Raw genomic sequence first — 16,675 nt, 5'->3', positions numbered from 1 at the left:
GTGCTATTTGCTCGCCGGAGCACTGTCAGGGCTCATTCGCTCCCGCAGGTCGCTCCGCAACTGGAGGCGCAGCCGACCCCGTTGTGCCGGTTGCCGGAGCCGCTCCCGCGGCTCCTGGTCGACGAGCCCCGCGGTGGGCGCCTGCGGCGCTCCTCCTGCGCCCTGCGCTGTTGCTCCCGGTAGCGCTCCGCTTCCTCCTGGGCCTCGCGGAGCCGCTCGCGCTGTCGGGCGGGGCCGTCGGCCGGTTCCCACGGGCCCAGTCCGTGACGGCGGTCCGGGCGGAGCAGGGCAGTGGTAACGGTCGCGTACAACCGACCCATCTCCTGGTGAAGGTGGTATTCGGCACAGGCGTATTCGAGGGCGACTTCGTCGCCCTCCGCGAGAGTGCCGTACAGGACCGCTTCAAAGGGCTCATGTTCAGGGTCGATGTCGTGGTGCCCGTTGCCCACTCCGTACGCCGAGCCGCTGCCCAGGAGCCGTGTCCTGATTCGGGTGTCGTCCTTGCCGGGAAGGTACGCGATCAGTGGGGCTGCCGAGCGGGTGCGGGCGTCCGCGCACACCCAGTGACGCCCGTTCCTCCCGGCGCGCACGCCCACGATCAGGGCCGGCTGCGGCTCCTCGTGCAACCGCGAGGCCGCCCGGTAGGCGAGCAGGCCCCAGCCGTACAAGGTCGTACCGGCCACAAGGAGCACCAGAGCGATGCCCTGCTGCCCGACGGCGTCGTAGGCAGCACCGGACGCGGTCGGTTCCCCGAACAGGCCGTCGGCGAGGATGGCCAAGGCGACCAGGCAGAGCGCCGGCCCAAGGTAGACCTGCTGGTGTCCGCGGTGGCCGTCCGATTCCGGGGTGCCTGTGGGCAGCGGGAAGCGGAGCGCTCCCGCAGCGGCGAGGGCCAGGGCCCGCTGTCGGCGTCGGGCCCGCAGCCGCAGACAGGCTCCTGTGAACGCGACGGCGCAGGCGGCGAAGACGACCAGCCAGCCGGCCCTCGCCGGAGGGTCCACGTCGCCTGGCCGGGCCAGAGTCAGAACCGCTTCCACAGCGACGAGCACCGCCGCCGGTATGGCCGCGATCGGAACGTACCGATACCAGAGCGGCAGGGCGGTCAGCAGCATCAGACCCGGATACCTCAGCCAGTCCGTCCCCTCCCCGGGCCCGCTGTGCCAGGCCGCGGAAGCGGAGGAGAGCCCGAACAGCAGGACGTACGCCACCGCCACCACGACGGCCAGGACCCAGCTGCCCACGGCCGGGGCGAGAACGGTCGGGACCGCTGCCTTCCGCCACCTTTCGGCGTCGGCCACAGCCCAAGTGGCGACGCCGCCGCGGGACACAGGCCGGGAAACAACACCATCCCGAGTCACGGACCAGGTGCGGACAGCGTTTCCCGGCAGAGTACCGCTCGGCAGAGTACCGGTCGGCAGATATTTGATGTGATGCTCCGTCACCGAGCCACCGCCAGGCGCCCCCGTATGCCCATGCCCACACCCCTCCGCTCGATCCCCCCTGCGTTCCGGGCCAGTCTGCCCGTCACGCTCCTCCGCGCAGAGCGCTTTCCAGCCAAGCCTTCCGGTCAGAGGCGTCCGTACTCAGCGGGATCAAGGCCAGCGCGGCGCTGCTGCTCCTGCCGGGTGATCTGCCGGGCGAGGACGTCGCGTTCACGTAAGGGCCGACGGCGAGGACAAGGCGCTGGAGGAAGCCGAGGTCGGTCGGATTCCTCGACATGAGGCGTCGATGCGCCGGATGGAGCATCCATCTGAGTTGTTTGAAGTCGGCCAGGAGATCGATGCTGAAGATATCGGGCGTTGGCGCGACGGCCAGCTTCAACTCTCCGCCAGGGCGTGCGAGATTCCGGCCTTGCGGTCTTTCCTCCTCTCACTCGAAGGAGGGCAGGTCGAGTGCGGGCCGCCATCGCGGCCGCACCGGGAGTTACTCAGCACCAGGCGAGGCGCTCCGATCCGGCCGGGCCACGTGCAGCCAGGCGTGGTGCCAGCCGTCCGCCTCCTTGCCTGCCGTGTCCACCCCCCGGGCGGCCAGCGCCGCGAGGACCCGGCGCTGCTCCTCCGCGTCGGTGAACCGGCGCTGCGGGTAGCTCACGGGCGAGCGACGGTCGGTCAGGCCGAGGCCGGCCAGACAGGCGGTGACCGGCTCGTAGTCGTGGTGGCGGAGCACGAAGGAGGCCACCGGAGCGCGGCCCGCCGTGGCCCCCGCCAGGGGTGCGTAGGTGCGGGCCGTCAGGAAGCTGCTGCCGCCCGTCACGGTGATCAGCCCGGCGCCCGCTGCCGCGCGCAGCAGTTCGGCGCTCGGCGGGGCCGTCTCGAGGTTTTCCGCGTAGCCCTCGGCGAGGAGCCCGACGGCCAGTGCGTAGGCGATCGCGGGTGCCGAGGCATCGACCCCGATGACCCGTACCGGGTCGGCAAGTCGCCGGGCCGCGTAGAACTCCCGGTCACGGGAGGCGAGTTCGTCCGTGGAGAGGCTGGCGGTCGCACGCGCCGTGTAGTGCTCGTACAGGTCGGCCAGGGTCACGTCGCAGGTGAGCAGTGCCGCGTTGATGCCGTAGGAGCAGCAGAGGTCCAGCATGGTGTGCGGCCCCGGTCCCAGCTCCTCCAGCAGCCCACGGAACATGCGCTGCGCGTGGTGCGGGGTCTGGTACTCGTACGGGCGGAGCGTGGTGAAGTAGCCGCGTGGGTCGGGCAGGGCGTAGACCTCGTCGAAGCTCGTCATCAGTGCGGTGGCCATGTGGGGGCGTGCCTCCCTGTGCGGAGCGGGCGGTCGGCGGAAGCGAACCGGAGCAGGAACGGGGACGCGAACGGGAACCCCATTCGTAGCCTGCGTCCCGGCCGCCCGAAAGGGCGCCGATCCGGCCACTCGCTCCCGCGCGTGTGCAGGCCCGCTGCATCGGCGGTGTCCGGGCCGCGCGCGGGCGGAGCGGCCTTCCAGAACGGGCTGGAGGCCCTGCAGCAGTACGTGGAGCGGGAAGGCCGGCTGCCGGGGCGGGCCGTCGTCGAGCGGCTGCCGGACGGCGCCGAGCACCGGGTGGGGATCTGGATCGGCAACCAGAAAGCCCGCCGGGGCAAGCTCGGCCCCGCCCAACTCGCAAGCCCTCGCCGGGCTCGGGGTGGAGTGGGCTGTCGGGTGAACGGAGGGGGGCGGCCCGTGGCGGGCCGCCCCTCCGTTCAACGCGGCCCGGTCAGGAGCCGGGGGACGCCTCCCCGGATGCCGGGGGCTGCGAGGACGGTTCGTCGTCCTTCGCGGAACCGTCGCCCAGGCCGAACAGGAATGCGAGCAGCAGCAGGGTGGCGGCCCCGGCCGTCAGGGCGGCCACCAGGTCACCGCGACCGGGTTGGCCGGTCAGAGCCGAGTTCTGATGGTTTTGCGTACGGCGGTAGACCACGTACGCGAAGCCGCACGAGACCGCCACGACCAGCGCGTTCTCGCCGTTGATGTGCAGAATCACCAATGCCCTTAGGGATCCATGGGGGCGTCGGCCAGGCGGCCGCGAGCCCCAACGAGAGGTGGAAACCCTCCCCCGGCCCATCCGGAGAAACCGAACATGTTGTCTGTCGACAAATCGGCTAGACCGGAAAGTGGCGGAAGGATTTTTTTACCTCTCGGGTCCTGCAGACCCGCGGGCCTTCAGCCGGTGCCTGGAAGACAGCTCGGCTGGCAACCCGCCGGATCCAAGCTACCGAACCCCACCCGGAGCCGTCGCCGGTTCTGGCCGCTGTCACACGCGCGGGTAGTTGGGGCCTGGCGGAAGGGGCCGGGGAGCGGCCCCGTCGCAGCCCCTGATGGCCGGACCGCGCCCCGACGCCCCTATCTGCCTGGGCGCCACGGCAGGGGTCAGGCGGTGGTTGTGTCCTGGCTGCGGTGAGCGACGAGGGCGTGGGCGGCGGTGGGATGGGACGGCAGCAGGGCGCCCAGGCCGGTGAGGTCCAGCAGCCGTTCAAGGCGGTCCGGGACGGCGGCAAGGACCAGGCTGCCGCCGGCGGTCTTGGCGCACCGGAAGATACCGACCAGGGCGTTGAAGCCGGAAGAGTCGCAGAAGGTGACGGCCCCGAGGTCCAGGATCAGGTGCCGGTGGCCTTGTTCGATCAGGGCCAGCGCCTGGGTGCGCAGTTGGGGGGCGGTTGCTATGTCGAGGTCGCCGGCGATGTGAGCCAGGGCGAGGTCGCCGGCGATGTGCTGTGCGGTGAGGCGGAAGTCGGTCACGGTCGGCTCTCCGGCGTCTCGCCGACGGGGGCGATGGTGTGGGCGGTGGCGGTCGCGGTAAGGCCGTCTGCGGTGTCGGCGAGGGGGACGGACAGGGCCAGCAGGGCGACGTCGTCACCGGCTCCGTGGGGCGTGGCGTCGAGGAGGTCGACGGTGTCCCCTATGACCGCCGCCGCGCTGACGGGCCCGCGGCGCGCGGCGAGGAAACGGGCCAGGCCCTCTTCGCCGATCATTTCTCCGCCCAGGGTGCGTGCCTCGGTCAGCCCGTCGGTGTAGAGGAGCAGTCCTTCGCCGGGGGCGAGGTGGAAGGTGTGGGAGGCGAAGTGCGCCTCGGCGAGGGCGCCGATGAGCATGCCTCCCCGGGGGCGCACCGCCTCCACTGTCCCCTGCCCGCGCAGGAGGTAGGCCGGGGGGTGCCCGCCGGTGGCCACCATGACAGTGAACCCGTCCCGCTCGTGCGGTTCCAGGATGCCGAAGACGGCGGTGCAGAACCGGGTGCCAACGGCCGGGTCGAGGAGCAGTGCCGTGTTCAGGGACGTGAGGACTTTGTCGGGGTCCGGGTCGATCTGGGCGGCGGCGCGCAGGGTGTAGCGGGTCAGGGAGGTGACGGCGGCCGCTTCGGGGCCCTTGCCGCACACGTCCCCGAGGAAGAACGCCCACCTCCTGCCGTCGAGGGGGAAGACGTCGTAGAAGTCGCCGCCTACGTCTTGTGGGGAGGCGGTGGCGTAGTGGCAGGCCAGTTCCAGCCCCGGCACCACCGGAAGCGCCGGCGGCAGCAGGGTGCGCTGGAGGGTGGAGGCGAACGCCTGGATGGCGGCCGTGTCACGCTCCGCGCGCTCGCGGGCCTCCTCCTGCTCGATGCGCCGCTCCTGCTCGGTGCGCAGGGCATTTAGGGCCGCCAGGCGCATCTCCAGCTCGTCGAGCACGATCGCGGCCAGGTCCGCGAGGGTGGCGGTGTCGTCCTCGGTGATCAGGCGCGGCTTGGTGTCGAGGATGTTGACGGTGCCCAGCCGGTGCCCGTCGCCGGTGATGATGGGCGCGGCGGCGTAGAAGCGGACGCCCATCGGCCCGGTGACCAGGCCGTTGTTGAAGGCGACAGGGTCGGTGAGTGTGTCCGGGATCACCAGTGTTTCGTCGGTGAGGATCGCCGAGCCGCACAAGCCCGGCTCCCGGCCGATCTCGCTGACGCCTTCCAGACCGTGCGCGGCCTTGAACCAGATCCGGTCCTCGTCCACGATCGTCACGCTCGCCACCGGCACCTTGAACAGCCGGGCCGCCATCGCCGCGACACGGTCGAATGCGCCGTCCGGCGGGGTGTCGAGGATGTCATAGCGGCGCACCGCGTCCATCCGGGCCGCTTCTTCCACCGCACTGAGCGCCTGCCGGCCCGACGCGCCCGCCGGGCCGCTCGCATGTCCCGCTTGCGGCATCGTCTACCTCTCCTTGCCCCACCGGCCTCGATGGCCGACCACGGCGGCAGCCTAAACCAGCCTCCTGCGTACAGAAACCAATCCGCAGAGTAACCACGGATCAGGGGTCGACTTCGGCGCCGGCCTTTACCGGACCATCCCCGCGGGCCCGGCGTCACGGCTTGCCGTCCTCTACCCGCTCCGGAGTCGAATGGGCCGCTCGCGAGGGCGTCGTCTCCCCACAGCTCGACTGACCAAAGGTCAGACCGCCTTGACGCCTGCCCGGCGGCTCCGTACCGGCCTGCCGGCAGCTCCTTCAGGCCCTGGCGGCGACCGCTTCCACCAGCGTGACCATGGCCTTGACTGCCTCGTCGTCGGTGAGCCCTTGCTCCCGGCACAGGGAGTGCCAGGTCGAGAACGCCACGGCATGCCCGATCACCGCCCGCCGGACCGGGGGGCCGTCCTCCGGCCAGGCACCGGCCAGCGCGTCGACGTACTTCAGGGTCGTCTCCTGTCGGGCCTCGCGGATCGGCTCGGGGATGGCGTGCTGGTCGCGGATAACGAGCGTCAGCATCTGCTCTCCCGCGCGATAGAAGCGGTAGAGGTCGGCGAGCCCGGCCGTCAGTCGCTCGATGGGGGGGCCGACCGCAACCCATCGATCGGGTCGGGGCAACTTCTGCCGCGACAGCCAGTGTCCCGAGCACGCCTCGTACAGGGCGGGCTCGTCAGGGAAATGCCGGTACACGGTCAGCCGGGTGACGCCAGCACACTCGGCGATCGCCGTCACGGTCGTCGATGCCGGGCCGGCGGTGCCGTGAAGATGCACGGCGGCTTCGATGATGCGCTGCCGCGTCCGGCCCACCTCCTCGGCACGTTTGCGCATCTCATAGGCACGCGGGCTGGTCGAACGCCGGCGATCGCTCATTTCTTGACGTCCTGGCGTATACGGCGGAGAGTTTTTAGGAGAACACCAGTGTATCTCCAAATTCTGTCGAGGAGTGATCGCCATGACAGAGCCGCTGGCCCCACCGCTCACCATCGTTCGCCCCGGCGAGGGCCCCGAGGCCTTCCTCGGCTCGATCGGGGTCGCGTTCAAGCTGTGGGGGGAGGACACCAACGGCGCAGTCTCCGTCGTTGAACACCCCTTCCCGGTCGGGGCGTTGGTGCCGCCGCACCTGCACACCCGGGAGGACGAGTACTCGATCGTCACCGAAGGCGAGATCGGGTTCCGTTCCGGCGACCGTGAAACCGTCCTCGGCGCCGGCGGCTACATCACCAAGCCGCGCGGGGAACTGCACACGATGTGGAACGCCGGGCCCGTCCCCGCCCGAATGATCGAGATCATCAGTCCCGCAGGGTTCGAACATTTCTTCCGCGAGCTGGCCGAGATGCTCGCCGACGGTCCGCCACCGACCGAGGACGCAGTACCGGTGCTCGCCGCCAAGTACGGGCTCGTGTTCGGGCAGGCCGCCTGGCTGCCCGACGTCATCTCCCGGTTCGGGCTGACACCCCCACCCGGCCTCTGACTGAGGCACGAGCCCGCCAGAACGCACCGCGGGCCAGGATTCGGTCTGTGTCGTCGTACCAGGCATGATCAGTGCACAGCCGGGCGAGAAGTCCGGGTGGGCGCACACGTCGCCGTGCACGGACCCGTAGCGGACACGGTCACGGCCTTCGGCCGACGACGGAGCAGCCCCCGCCACCCGTCCTCGAGGACGAGTTCACCGAGTGCCCCGCACTGCGCGCACCGGACGTACGTCACCGCGACCGGGGTCCGCATCCCGAACGGCAACCGCTCCACCATCTCCATGCCCTACCCACCGCCACCAGATCACCTCCGCCATCAGGAGGCGCAGGGGCAGGGAGTGCTTCTCCGGCGGGAGGGCATCGAGGCGGCGCGGGCGTGGGCGGTGCCGGCGGTGGTGTCGCCGGAGCGGGCCAGCATCAGGCCGCGGTGCATCTCCAGGTGCGTCGCGAACCGCGGCAACGCCGCGGGGAGCTCCGCGGCCGCGGCGTCCTGGGCGGCGCCGGCGGTGGTCTCGTCGCCGAGGCGGGCGGCGAGCAGGGAGACCGCCGGCAGCGGCACTGCGTGGCCGGCGCCTCGGGGCGGTCCGTGAGCGGATGCCCGGCCGGAGGTGTGCTGTCGTTCGGGTCTGGCACCCCGTACGGTGCAGGTGGAAGACGGTTACGCGCGCGACGACAGCAGGGCCGGAGGTCTTATGGAGTCACCGAAGGTGACGGTTCGTACCGAGGCAGGTGGGGTGTACGTCGTGTGCTGTTCCGGGGAGTTCGATCAGGACACGGTCGGGGCGCTGAAGGCCGCCTGTGACCACGAGGCCGCCGACGCGGCGCTGCTGGTGCTCGACGTCAAGGACGTGGTATTCGCCGACTCCTCGTTCCTCAACACCCTGCTCGCTCTGCGCAACACCCGGCCGCTGGTGCTCGCGGGCCCGCTGCGGGACCAGTTGCAGCGCCTGCTGGAGATGACCGGCGCACTGCCGCTGTTCGGGATGCGCGACGGCAGCGCGCAGGCCGGCTGACCGCCGCGCATCACAGGGTGCCCGACGCCCCGGTAGTAAGGGTGGCGGTCACGGTCTTACCGCTGTGGTGGACGTGCACGTCGGTCGTGGCGAGCTGGTTGACCAGCCTCCAACCGAAACCGCCGGGCACCTCCGGAGCCCACGGCTGCAGCCGCGGCGGGGAGGGCGACCGGTCCGAGACCTCGACCGTGACCGTGCCGGCGTGGGCGCTGATCCGGAAACCGGAGGCGCCACCGGCATGGCGGCTGGCATTGGAAACCAACTCGCTCACCACCGTCAGCACGTTGTCCGCCGCGGCCGGCTCCGGCTGCAGAGCCGCCAGGATTTCGCGAGCGATCTCCCGGGCCTCGGCGCAGCTGAGACCGCCCCCACCGGGAGCCAGGAGAACACGGGAAGACAGCGTCCGCTCTTCCATATGGTGCGCTTTCCCCCGCTTCCATCCGGTAAGCGGCACTCGCGGATGCTCCTCCGTGCCGTCCACCTCGCGCGGCCCGTCAGGCCCTCGTCCCCGCTGTGGTGCCGGCCCGGCACCACAGCGCAACGGTCAGGCTAACCCCGACGGCCCGGTGTGTGTAGGGAGCCCCCGTGCGAAGCCCCCACGATCGGAAATCCGAGCCGCCTACCGTCGTTCCGCTCGGCACGCCCCGCTCCCCCGCGCCTCGCTCGTAGCCGGGGCCGTGAACCTTTTCCCCACGTGCAGACCTCCTGCTGGACCTGAGTGCGGCTGCCCGGAGCTGGTCGGCCGGTTTCGACGGTCGGCTCATCACACGCCGTCTACGGCAGGACGGGGACGACCAGGCCGACCGCGACAGCCGCACGCCGACACCCGGCCCGAACCGCAGCCAGGTCCGCCCGTACGCCCGTCCCCGGCCGCTCGACGGCGGACGCGGACGCTCTGTCGGCCGCCGTGTGCGGCACGGCCCGCACGAGCGCACCGTCACCGGGAAGCGACACCTGCCGCTCGGCCCTCAAGCGAATGCGGGAGTCGGGCGACGGCGCGTTCGCCTGGGTCCGGCTGGCAGACCCCTCGCAGGGCGAACTGGTACAGCTGGCCGAGGATTTGGCCCTGCACCCGCTGGCCGTCGAGGACGCCCTCCACGGGCGCCGGCGCCCCAAGCGCGAGCGCTTCGGCGACGTCCTGGCCGTGGCGCTGAAATGCTCGCCGCCGTGGTCGCGGACGCGGCGCTGGCGGTGCAGGTCGGCCGGATCCCGATGCGAGAACACAGCTCGCAGCAGGGCGTCCCTCCCCGGCGGTCGCCGCCTCGAGGCTTGACTTTCCTGTCGGGAAAGTGGGACGCTCACTTTCCCGACAGGAAAGTAAGGTGTCGCGATGGCCGACATCACTCCGGACCAGGCCGGCATGGCTCTCGAAGCGGCCGAGCGTGCCCGACGCCGGGTGGCGGCGGAGGTGGGTCTGCCCCGTGGCTACTGGTGGGCGATGGCGGCCGGCTGGCTCTTGCTGGGGGTCCTCGGCAGCCTGGCGTCCCCATGGGTAGCCGCAGCCGCGACCCTCGTCTTCGGAATGGGGCACGCGACGCTCGCGTCACGGCTGCTCGGCGGGCGTAGGCGCACCGGCCGGGTGCAGGTCAGCCGGACGGTCGCCGGCCGCCGTCTCCCCCTGGTCGTGGTCGGCATGCTGCTCGGTCTCGTCGCGGTCACCGTCGCGGCGGCGCTCGTGCTCGACGCCGACGGCGCCGAGCACGCGGGAATCGCGGCCGCGGCGTCGGTCGCTGCGGTGATCGGGTTCGGCGGACCGGAGATGCTGCGCGTACTGCGCCGGTGGGTGCGGGCATGACGCAGGCACGTTTCGACGAACTGATCCATCCCAGCACCCGCCTGACACTGGTGGCGACACTGGCAGCGGTCGACTGGGCGGAATTCGCCTTCCTCAAGGACCGGATCCAGCTCTCCGATTCGGCGCTGTCCAAACAGCTCACGACACTCGAAGAAGCCGGCTACGTGGCCACGGAACGCAGACTCAGCGGCAGCCGCCACAAGCGCTACGCGCACCTGACCGACGCCGGACGACAGGCCTTCGACGGGCATATCGGCGCCCTCCGGGCGATCCTCGCCGACGCCGCGAGCCCGGCCGAGGGCCCGCAGGTGTGAAGTTCGTCAGCCGACCGGAAGACCCCCACCTCCCCGGCCGCTGCCTGGGCACCCGGGGCCGGTGAGCCTGCCCCGGGCGCGGCGGCGGAGCATCAGGCGAGGGCCAGGCTGATGTGGTCGTTGAAGATCGCCCAGTTCTGTCCGCGGTCGGCGCCGTCGCAGGGCTTGGTGGCGAGGTTCGGGGTGTTCCAGGTGATAGCGAAGCAGTAGGCGGGGGCGAAGGCGAGCGAGATCCGCTGGCCCGTCACGTTCCAGTACTGCCCCTGGTCGTTGGGGTTGCACGGCTTGACCGAGACGTTCGCGGTGTTCCAGGTGTTGGCCAGGCAGTAGGCGCGCGCGTTGGTGAGGGAGATCTGCTGGCCCGCGACCGTCCAGTGCCGGCCGCGGTCGGCGCCGTCGCAGGGCTTCGTGGAGATGTCCGGGGTCCCCCAGGCGTTGGCCAGGCAGTACAGGCCCGGGGTGCGCACGGCCGGCTGGGCAAGCGCGGCCGCTTGAGCCTGACCGGCGGGCAGGAGGGCGGCCGTCAGGAGCAGTGCGGCGACGGAGAGGGCCTTCCGGGGGTTGATGTTCATGCCGAGGGTTCCGTTCTGGGTACGGGCCGGGCGCGATCCACGCACGACCAGAAACAAAAGGGGAGGACGGTCGAGCAGGGTCTACGGGGCGGCCTCGTAGACGACGGTGGTCGTGGAGCAGTCCTCGGCCAGTCCGAGGAGGGCCTGTCGTTCGGCGTCGTCGACGGCCAGGTCCCAGCGGAGCTTGGTTCCCACCCAGGTCGCGGCGTAGGTGCAGTGGTAGGAGCCGTCGGACGGCAGCCACTCGGCCGGGTCCTTGTCCGCCTTGGAGCGGCCGGAGGCGGCCGAGACCGCGATCAGCGTGTCAGGGGACCCCTGGTCGTTCGCGTACGCCTCACGCCGCGCCGCCGACCACGGCGTCCGCTCGGAGTCGTAGACCTCGGCCAGCGACACGAAGTGGTCGACGTCCAGGCGGGCCGCGTCCGTCACCACCAGATTGTCGTAGGCGGAGCGCCAGGAACCGCCCGCCAGCTTGCAGCCGGCCGCGACCTGCGGGGCCACGCCCGCCTCGGCCAGGATGACCTCCTTGCGGGTGTCGCAGCCGTCGCCGGCGTCCAGGCCGCGGTTCCAGTGCTTGTAGAGGTCCCGCTGGTAGCCGGCGCGGTGCTCCTCCGCGACCGGGAGCCGGTCGACGGCTTCGAACAACGGCAACGGCGCCCGCACCCCGGCGGCAGCCGCCGCACCAGGAGCGGCCTGAACGACGGACGGTCCGCTCCTGGTCGGCATGTCGGCAGCGGCGGGGACGGGGACGGAGGAGGTGAGAAGGGGCAGGGCTGCGAGGGTGACACGGGCAGGCCGTGCCGCATCAGTTTCTTGATCACGAACCGGGTTGCAGCCGGGCTTCGGGTCCGGTCGGAAGCTGCTTTCCGGGCAACTCACCCGGCTGGCCGTCCCGTTTCACCGAAGAACCGATCACTGCTCAGGCACCAACGGCCAGGGAGCCGGGCTGGTGCCCCGCCCGCCCGCCCCCAAAGCCTGGACCTCCATCGCGGGCACCTTGGCCGGACCCCTGCATGTCCTTCGCCGTAGCTTTTACGAGAACGGGACCGGGAACTCAGCCGGCCAGCGCGACGAGTCTTCGGTATTCGAGTTGGGCCGGCCGCCGGGCCGTGAGGTGGACGTGCACGTCCACGAGGTATTCCTTCAGGGCGTTGTACCCGTCCGTGTAAGCCTCCTCCTGCTGATGGGCGTCCGGTGGCATCCAGAGGATCAGCAGCAGCGCGTTCCTTCGTGTGCCGTCAGGGCTGGCGAAGGACAGTTCATGGACTACCAGCCGCGGGTCGTCCGCGGGCAGGGCTTGCACCAGCTCGTCGTGGGTCAGGTTGCCCTCGACCTCGGCGACCAGGACGCCCGGGGCCTGTGCGTACCGAAGAGTCACGGTGTTGATCTCGCGCCTCTCCCGCAGATGATGCAGGGCGGCGAGCGAACTCTCCGACAGGACGATCGGGCTGCTCACACGTATCTCACTTCGGTGCTGGTCAAGGGCCCGGGACAGGGGTCGCGGGTGCCGGGTGGTGCCGATGCAGCCGGCATGGGCGACGAGCGGGCCGTCGAAAGCCTCTGCCCAGCCCGGCCGGGCGGCCGGGCGGGCGGGCGGGGGCAGTCCGGTGTCTTCAGGTATGGAGGCGGCTGTTGGTGCCGTCGTGGCTGTCCGCGTGTTCCTCGTCGAACCAGTAATCGCCGGCCGCGAGGTAGCGGAAGGAGTGGGTGCTACGGGCCGGGAGGGCGACGGTCGCGGCGCGGGTGCCGTCGCCACGGGGCTGCAGGGGATGCGCGGTGGGGTTCCAGTCGTTGAAGTCCCCGACGACGCTCACGGGCGCACCCGGAGTGTCCTCGGGCAGGATGAAAGTGACCTGGGTACGGCCCTTGAGCTGCTTGCGTTCGAGCACGGGAATGACTCCAGCCTCAGCAGGGGAACCAGCCCGTGCATCCTCGCTCGGTATGCGTGTGGTGTGGCGGTGCAGAGCCGTGGGCCGGGCGAAGGCCATCCGGCTGGCCGCGCCGCACTTCGCCGAGCCTTCCATCGACCTCTGCTGTCGGAGTCCTGCCGGTGGCTACGGGCACCGCGTCTTCAGGCTCCGGCCGGAGAGGGGGGCGACGTCTCTGCGTCTGCACCTCATTCGTGGCGGCTTGCGGATCGGGGGCCGTGCCAGTCCAGGCACAGGACGGTGGCGTCGTCTCTGGGCGGGCGGCCGTCGTAGGCGTCGGTGACCGCGCCGACCAGGGTGCGCACGACCTCGCGTGGGTGCTCGGTCGCGGTCTTGCGGAGGAGTTCGGGCAGGTCGACCGTTTCCGCGTCGCGTTCCTGCATGCCGTCGGTGTGGAGCAGGAGGCGGTCGCCGGGGCGCACATCAAGGTCCTGCACCAGGTAGACGCCCTGATGGGCGACGCCGAAGGGCAGGTCCACCGCCAGGCGCAGGATGTCGACCGCTCCGTCGCGCAAGCGGAGCGGCCAGGGGTGGCCGGCGTTGACGAGCCGGGCGGTGGTGCCGTCCAGGGCGATGCGCAGCAGCTGGCCGGTGGCGAGGCTGTGTTGGCCGTGGTCGAGGAGGGCGCTGATGGGTCTGGCGGGCCTGCTCGGCGAGGTCCCTTCCAGCGCGGCGGGCACCGCGGGAGGCATTGACCAGGAGGGTGGCCATGAGGGAGGCGCTGACGTCGTGGCCCATGGCATCCGTGATGGACAGGTGGAGGGTGTCGTTGTCGAGGCTGTAGTCGTAGGTGTCGCCGGCGATGTCGGAGGCCGGGACCAGTGCGCCGGCAAGGGTGAACTGGGGAGCCTCGCAACAGGATGCCGAGGGCAGGAGTTAGCGTTGGATCTCCGCGGACAGGCTGACCGAGGTGGTGCGGTTGCCCCAGTGGTAGAGATCGGTGAAGCGGCGGTCGGTGACGATGATGTACGCCAGCGCGTGCGCGGCCTCCTCGACCTGCTCCAGCTCACCCGGGCCGACCTGGGGGAGGAACAGCTCCAGGACGCCGATGGTGTCGCCGCGGTTGGTGACGGGGGCCAGCACCCGCTGGCCCCTGCTCGCCATCCGATGCCAGCACCAGCTTCTGGCTGCGCAGGACCTCGTCATAGACGCCGCTCCCGGCGAGGGGGACCTGTTCCGCGCGCTCCTCCTGAGGGGTGGCCGCCGTGTCGGAGACGCGCAGCAGACGCCGGCCGACGACGTCGACGAACAGGAACGACACGTATCGCGCCCCGAATCGGTCCCGTAGGTCACGCGCCACCACCTCGAGGGAGTCCACCGGCGCGGCCGCCTCGGCCGCCGCCAGCACCTCGGCCAGCCCGGTCCGGTCACCCGCCACGTCAGCCTCCTGAAAGTACGGACCGCAACATATCGGGTTTTTCAGGAGCAAATTCGATCATCTGGGATGCTACTCGAAGGCTGATCCGCCTCCCTCCGGATAGCCCATTCAGCCTCCAGGAGTTGCGGGCTCGTATTCCCGCGAAGACGGCTTTCAGCCGGCCGCTGTCGGTGACACTCACGTTTCCCTGCTCTGCTCCTGTGTGACGGCCCGGTACGGCTGTCAGCGTGGCGGTGTGAGGCCTAGCGTGAGGAGGCCGAGGAAGGTGGAGCTGCCGAGGAGGGCAAGGGCGAGCATGCGACAGCACAGGATCCGGTAGCGGCGGGAGTAATCCTGTTTCAGTTCTTGGCTGCGGCTGGTGATCTCGTGCAGGACCTGACGTGTGCGGGCAAGGTGGTGAGCGGTGTAGAGCCGGATGACGTCCTCCCGCTCCGCATGCCCGAGCCAGGGTAGGTCGTCGGCGAAGGCCGCGGCCTCATGGGCTGCGCGGTGCTGGGCGGCTCGGCTCATCAGGTAGCCCTCCAGCGCGGCCATGCCGGCAGCCGCGTCATCCTTGTGCATCGCGTCCGCCGATCTTCAGCTGTCGGAAGGGAGCCGGTCTGATCCGGGGCTCTGGCGGTTTTCGGGATCGTCCAATACATCGCGCCGACCGTGGTCGTCGGCGTAGTCGAGGGAGGCGATCTCCGGGTAGTGGAGGTCGAACGCGGGTGACTCGGAACGGACGCGGGGCAGGGTCACGAAGTTGTGCCGCGGTGGCGGACACGAGGTCGCCCATTCCAGGGACCGGCCGAAGCCCCACGGGTCGTCGACGGTCACACGTGGGGCGTGCAGAGCGGTCCTCCACACGTTGTAGAAGAACGGCAGGGTCGAGGCGCCGAGAAGGAACGCCCCGATCGAGGAGAGGGTGTTCAGGCCGGTGAAGCCGTCGGCGGCGAGGTAGTCGGCGTAACGCCGTGGCATGCCTTCGGCACCCAACCAGTGCTGGACGAGGAAGGTCATGTGGAAGCCGATGAACAGTGTCCAGAAGTGAATCTTGCCGAGGCGGTCGTCGAGCATCGTGCCGGTCATCTTCGGCCACCAGAAGTAGAAGCCGGCGAACATCGCGAAGACGACCGTACCGAAGACGACGTAGTGGAAGTGGGCCACGACGAAGTACGAGTCGGTGACGTGGAAGTCCATGGGCGGTGAGGCCAGGATGATGCCGGTCAGACCGCCGAAGAGGAAGGTGACCAGGAAGCCGATGGCCCAGAGCATCGGCGTCTCGAACGAGATGGACCCCTTCCACATGGTGCCGATCCAGTTGAAGAACTTCACCCCGGTCGGCACCGCGATCAAGAACGTCATGAAGGAGAAGAACGGCAACAGGACGGCGCCGGTGGCGAACATGTGATGGGCCCACACGGTCAGCGACAGGCCCGCGATGGCGACGGTCGCGCCGATCAGGCCGAGGTAGCCGAAGAGCGGCTTGCGGGAGAACACCGGGAAGATCTCGGTGACGATCCCGAAGAACGGCAGCGCGATGATGTAGACCTCTGGATGCCCGAAGAACCAGAACAGGTGCTGCCACAAAAGAGCGCCACCGTTTTGGGGGTTGAAGACCTGGGCGCCGAACTTGCGGTCCGCCTCCAGCACCAGCAGAGCTGCGGCGAGGACGGGGAACGCGAAAAGCACCAGCACGGAGGTCAGCAGGATGTTCCAGGTGAAGATCGGCATCCGGAACATGGTCATGCCCGGCATCCGCATGCAGATGATGGTGGTGACGAAGTTGACCGACCCGAGGATGGTGCCGAACCCGGACAGCGCCAGCCCCATGATCCACATGTCTCCGCCGACGGAAGGCGTGCGGGTCGAACTGCTTAGGGGCGTGTAGGCGGTCCAGCCGAAGTCCGCGGTGCCGTTGGGCGTGAGCACGCTGCTCACGACGATCAGAGCGCCGAAGAAGAACAGCCAGAACGACAGCATGTTCAGCCGCGGGAATGCCACGTCGGGGGCCCCGATCTGCAACGGCATGATCGCGTTGGCGAACCCGGCGAAGGTCGGGGTCGCGAAGAACAGCAGCATGATCGTGCCGTGCAGGGTGAAAACCTGGTTGTACTGCTCGTTGGAGACGATCTGCATCCCCGGCCGGGCCAGCTCCGCCCGCAGCAGCAGGGCCAGCACCCCGCCGATGACGAAGAATCCGAAGGAGGCGATCAGGTACAGATGCCCGATCTTCTTATGATCGGTTGTCGTCAACCACGACAAGATCACCTGCCCGGGCGTACGCCCTGGCGTCGGAACGGGAGCAAGCGGCTCGGTCATCGTCACCATGGCAAGCCCTTACAGCAGAGGGGTACGGGCGGTGCACCGGTACCGGTATCCGGCACCTCACGCGCCGTACCTGTGTACCGCGAACAGGGAGTCTCCCAGCCGCTGCCGCGCATACGCGTACAGGTGAAGCGAACGGCACTCCCTTGCGGCGCCGTCAAACCCGGACACCGCCTGTAGCCCGTGCCGTCGCGTAATGGGCCCGCCCGTTCTCCACGCTCGGGCG

General features: G+C 70.1%; 18 protein-coding genes and 2 pseudogenes. 4 read left to right on the top strand and 16 right to left on the bottom strand.

The annotated features are described in order from the left end of the window. Positions 1-32: 32 nt before the first annotated feature. The 7 genes from ACFYP3_RS32175 to ACFYP3_RS32145 all read right to left on the bottom strand — a co-directional run bounded on the left by ACFYP3_RS32175 (position 33) and on the right by ACFYP3_RS32145 (position 6,540). Positions 33-1,298, bottom strand: a complete 1,266-nt coding sequence (locus ACFYP3_RS32175; protein ID WP_388840327.1) for a hypothetical protein — start codon at positions 1,296-1,298, stop codon at positions 33-35. Between the two features lie 226 nt (positions 1,299-1,524). After that, positions 1,525-1,821, bottom strand: a complete 297-nt coding sequence (locus ACFYP3_RS32170) for a hypothetical protein (protein ID WP_388840325.1) — start codon at positions 1,819-1,821, stop codon at positions 1,525-1,527. 102 nt (positions 1,822-1,923) lie between these two features. After that, positions 1,924-2,733: a hypothetical protein gene (locus tag ACFYP3_RS32165; protein ID WP_388840323.1), complete on the bottom strand. Its 810-nt coding sequence runs from the start codon at positions 2,731-2,733 to the stop codon at positions 1,924-1,926. A 451-nt stretch (positions 2,734-3,184) separates the two neighbouring features. Then, entirely contained in the window at positions 3,185-3,454 is a 270-nt protein-coding gene (locus ACFYP3_RS32160) for a hypothetical protein (RefSeq protein ID WP_388840320.1), read from the bottom strand. A gap of 383 nt (positions 3,455-3,837) precedes the next feature. After that, on the bottom strand, positions 3,838-4,206 hold the full coding sequence (locus ACFYP3_RS32155; protein WP_388840317.1) for an STAS domain-containing protein: 369 nt from the start codon (positions 4,204-4,206) through the stop codon (positions 3,838-3,840). Then, positions 4,203-5,636 carry a PP2C family protein-serine/threonine phosphatase gene (locus ACFYP3_RS32150; RefSeq protein ID WP_388840314.1) on the bottom strand — a complete coding sequence of 478 codons (1,434 nt, stop codon included), beginning with the start codon at positions 5,634-5,636 and terminating at the stop codon, positions 4,203-4,205. The genes ACFYP3_RS32155 and ACFYP3_RS32150 overlap by 4 nt, the downstream gene beginning before the upstream one ends. A 295-nt stretch (positions 5,637-5,931) precedes the next feature. Then, on the bottom strand, positions 5,932-6,540 hold the full coding sequence (locus tag ACFYP3_RS32145; RefSeq protein ID WP_388840311.1) for a TetR/AcrR family transcriptional regulator: 609 nt from the start codon (positions 6,538-6,540) through the stop codon (positions 5,932-5,934). An 82-nt stretch (positions 6,541-6,622) separates the two neighbouring features. On the opposite strand from ACFYP3_RS32145, the gene ACFYP3_RS32140 reads away from it, so the two are divergent. Then, positions 6,623-7,141 carry a cupin domain-containing protein gene (locus ACFYP3_RS32140; RefSeq protein WP_388840308.1) on the top strand — a complete coding sequence of 173 codons (519 nt, stop codon included), beginning with the start codon at positions 6,623-6,625 and terminating at the stop codon, positions 7,139-7,141. Positions 7,142-7,447: 306 nt separating this feature from the next. On the opposite strand, the pseudogene ACFYP3_RS32135 reads toward ACFYP3_RS32140, so the two are convergent. Continuing rightward, positions 7,448-7,686 (bottom strand): annotated as a pseudogene (locus ACFYP3_RS32135) (XRE family transcriptional regulator); the annotation flags it as partial. A gap of 163 nt (positions 7,687-7,849) precedes the next feature. Between ACFYP3_RS32135 and ACFYP3_RS32130 the strand changes: the two are divergent. Next, complete coding sequence (locus ACFYP3_RS32130) at positions 7,850-8,155, top strand: STAS domain-containing protein (RefSeq protein WP_388840305.1); 306 nt, start codon at positions 7,850-7,852, stop codon at positions 8,153-8,155. 10 nt (positions 8,156-8,165) lie between these two features. Here ACFYP3_RS32130 and ACFYP3_RS32125 read toward each other — a convergent pair whose 3' ends face one another. Continuing rightward, positions 8,166-8,570: an ATP-binding protein gene (locus ACFYP3_RS32125; protein ID WP_388840302.1), complete on the bottom strand. Its 405-nt coding sequence runs from the start codon at positions 8,568-8,570 to the stop codon at positions 8,166-8,168. 915 nt (positions 8,571-9,485) lie between these two features. On the opposite strand from ACFYP3_RS32125, the gene ACFYP3_RS32120 reads away from it, so the two are divergent. Then, positions 9,486-9,950 (top strand): hypothetical protein, encoded by a 465-nt coding sequence (locus ACFYP3_RS32120; RefSeq protein WP_388840300.1) that lies wholly within the window; start codon positions 9,486-9,488, stop codon positions 9,948-9,950. Further along, positions 9,947-10,264 (top strand): transcriptional regulator, encoded by a 318-nt coding sequence (locus ACFYP3_RS32115; RefSeq protein WP_388840298.1) that lies wholly within the window; start codon positions 9,947-9,949, stop codon positions 10,262-10,264. The genes ACFYP3_RS32120 and ACFYP3_RS32115 overlap by 4 nt, the downstream gene beginning before the upstream one ends. A 92-nt stretch (positions 10,265-10,356) precedes the next feature. Here ACFYP3_RS32115 and ACFYP3_RS32110 read toward each other — a convergent pair whose 3' ends face one another. The 7 genes and pseudogenes from ACFYP3_RS32110 to ctaD form a co-directional block, all read right to left on the bottom strand. After that, the gene (locus ACFYP3_RS32110) at positions 10,357-10,836 is read right to left on the bottom strand and encodes a ricin-type beta-trefoil lectin domain protein (protein ID WP_388840295.1); all 480 of its coding nucleotides are present in this window, start codon (positions 10,834-10,836) and stop codon (positions 10,357-10,359) included. 81 nt (positions 10,837-10,917) lie between these two features. Next, a complete protein-coding gene (locus tag ACFYP3_RS32105) occupies positions 10,918-11,487 on the bottom strand; it encodes an HNH endonuclease (RefSeq protein ID WP_388840293.1) in 570 nt (189 codons plus the stop codon). Between the two features lie 403 nt (positions 11,488-11,890). Next, positions 11,891-12,292, bottom strand: coding sequence for a cofilin family protein (locus tag ACFYP3_RS32100; RefSeq protein WP_388840291.1), 402 nt, complete (start codon positions 12,290-12,292; stop codon positions 11,891-11,893). A 157-nt stretch (positions 12,293-12,449) separates the two neighbouring features. Next, positions 12,450-12,725, bottom strand: coding sequence for an isoamylase early set domain-containing protein (locus ACFYP3_RS32095; RefSeq protein WP_388840289.1), 276 nt, complete (start codon positions 12,723-12,725; stop codon positions 12,450-12,452). Positions 12,726-12,952: 227 nt separating this feature from the next. Beyond that, positions 12,953-14,142: pseudogene (locus ACFYP3_RS32090) on the bottom strand (PP2C family protein-serine/threonine phosphatase). A 222-nt stretch (positions 14,143-14,364) separates the two neighbouring features. Next, positions 14,365-14,703 carry a hypothetical protein gene (locus tag ACFYP3_RS32085; RefSeq protein ID WP_388840287.1) on the bottom strand — a complete coding sequence of 113 codons (339 nt, stop codon included), beginning with the start codon at positions 14,701-14,703 and terminating at the stop codon, positions 14,365-14,367. A 15-nt stretch (positions 14,704-14,718) separates the two neighbouring features. After that, positions 14,719-16,452: a cytochrome c oxidase subunit I gene (ctaD, locus tag ACFYP3_RS32080; RefSeq protein WP_388840284.1), complete on the bottom strand. Its 1,734-nt coding sequence runs from the start codon at positions 16,450-16,452 to the stop codon at positions 14,719-14,721. Positions 16,453-16,675: the final 223 nt, after the last annotated feature.

The sequence above is a fragment of the Streptomyces sp. NPDC005533 genome (assembly GCF_042871845.1).
GTDB lineage: Bacteria > Actinomycetota > Actinomycetes > Streptomycetales > Streptomycetaceae > Streptomyces.
The sequence above is the reverse complement of the archived record's forward strand: the minus strand, read 5'-3'. Positions and strand labels throughout refer to the sequence as shown.

What these genes read in the sequence shown, in the direction of transcription:
- ACFYP3_RS32165 (WP_388840323.1), bottom strand. Translation starts at nt 2,733, where the DNA reads ATGGCCACCGCACTGATGACGAGCTTCGACGAGGTCTACGCCCTGCCC.
- ACFYP3_RS32150 (WP_388840314.1), bottom strand. Translation starts at nt 5,636, where the DNA reads ATGCCGCAAGCGGGACATGCGAGCGGCCCGGCGGGCGCGTCGGGCCGG.
- ACFYP3_RS32145 (WP_388840311.1), bottom strand. Translation starts at nt 6,540, where the DNA reads ATGAGCGATCGCCGGCGTTCGACCAGCCCGCGTGCCTATGAGATGCGC.
- ACFYP3_RS32140 (WP_388840308.1), top strand. Translation starts at nt 6,623, where the DNA reads ATGACAGAGCCGCTGGCCCCACCGCTCACCATCGTTCGCCCCGGCGAG.
- ACFYP3_RS32125 (WP_388840302.1), bottom strand. Translation starts at nt 8,570, where the DNA reads ATGGAAGAGCGGACGCTGTCTTCCCGTGTTCTCCTGGCTCCCGGTGGG.
- ACFYP3_RS32120 (WP_388840300.1), top strand. Translation starts at nt 9,486, where the DNA reads ATGGCCGACATCACTCCGGACCAGGCCGGCATGGCTCTCGAAGCGGCC.
- ACFYP3_RS32115 (WP_388840298.1), top strand. Translation starts at nt 9,947, where the DNA reads ATGACGCAGGCACGTTTCGACGAACTGATCCATCCCAGCACCCGCCTG.
- ACFYP3_RS32110 (WP_388840295.1), bottom strand. Translation starts at nt 10,836, where the DNA reads ATGAACATCAACCCCCGGAAGGCCCTCTCCGTCGCCGCACTGCTCCTG.
- ACFYP3_RS32085 (WP_388840287.1), bottom strand. Translation starts at nt 14,703, where the DNA reads ATGCACAAGGATGACGCGGCTGCCGGCATGGCCGCGCTGGAGGGCTAC.
- ctaD (WP_388840284.1), bottom strand. Translation starts at nt 16,452, where the DNA reads ATGGTGACGATGACCGAGCCGCTTGCTCCCGTTCCGACGCCAGGGCGT.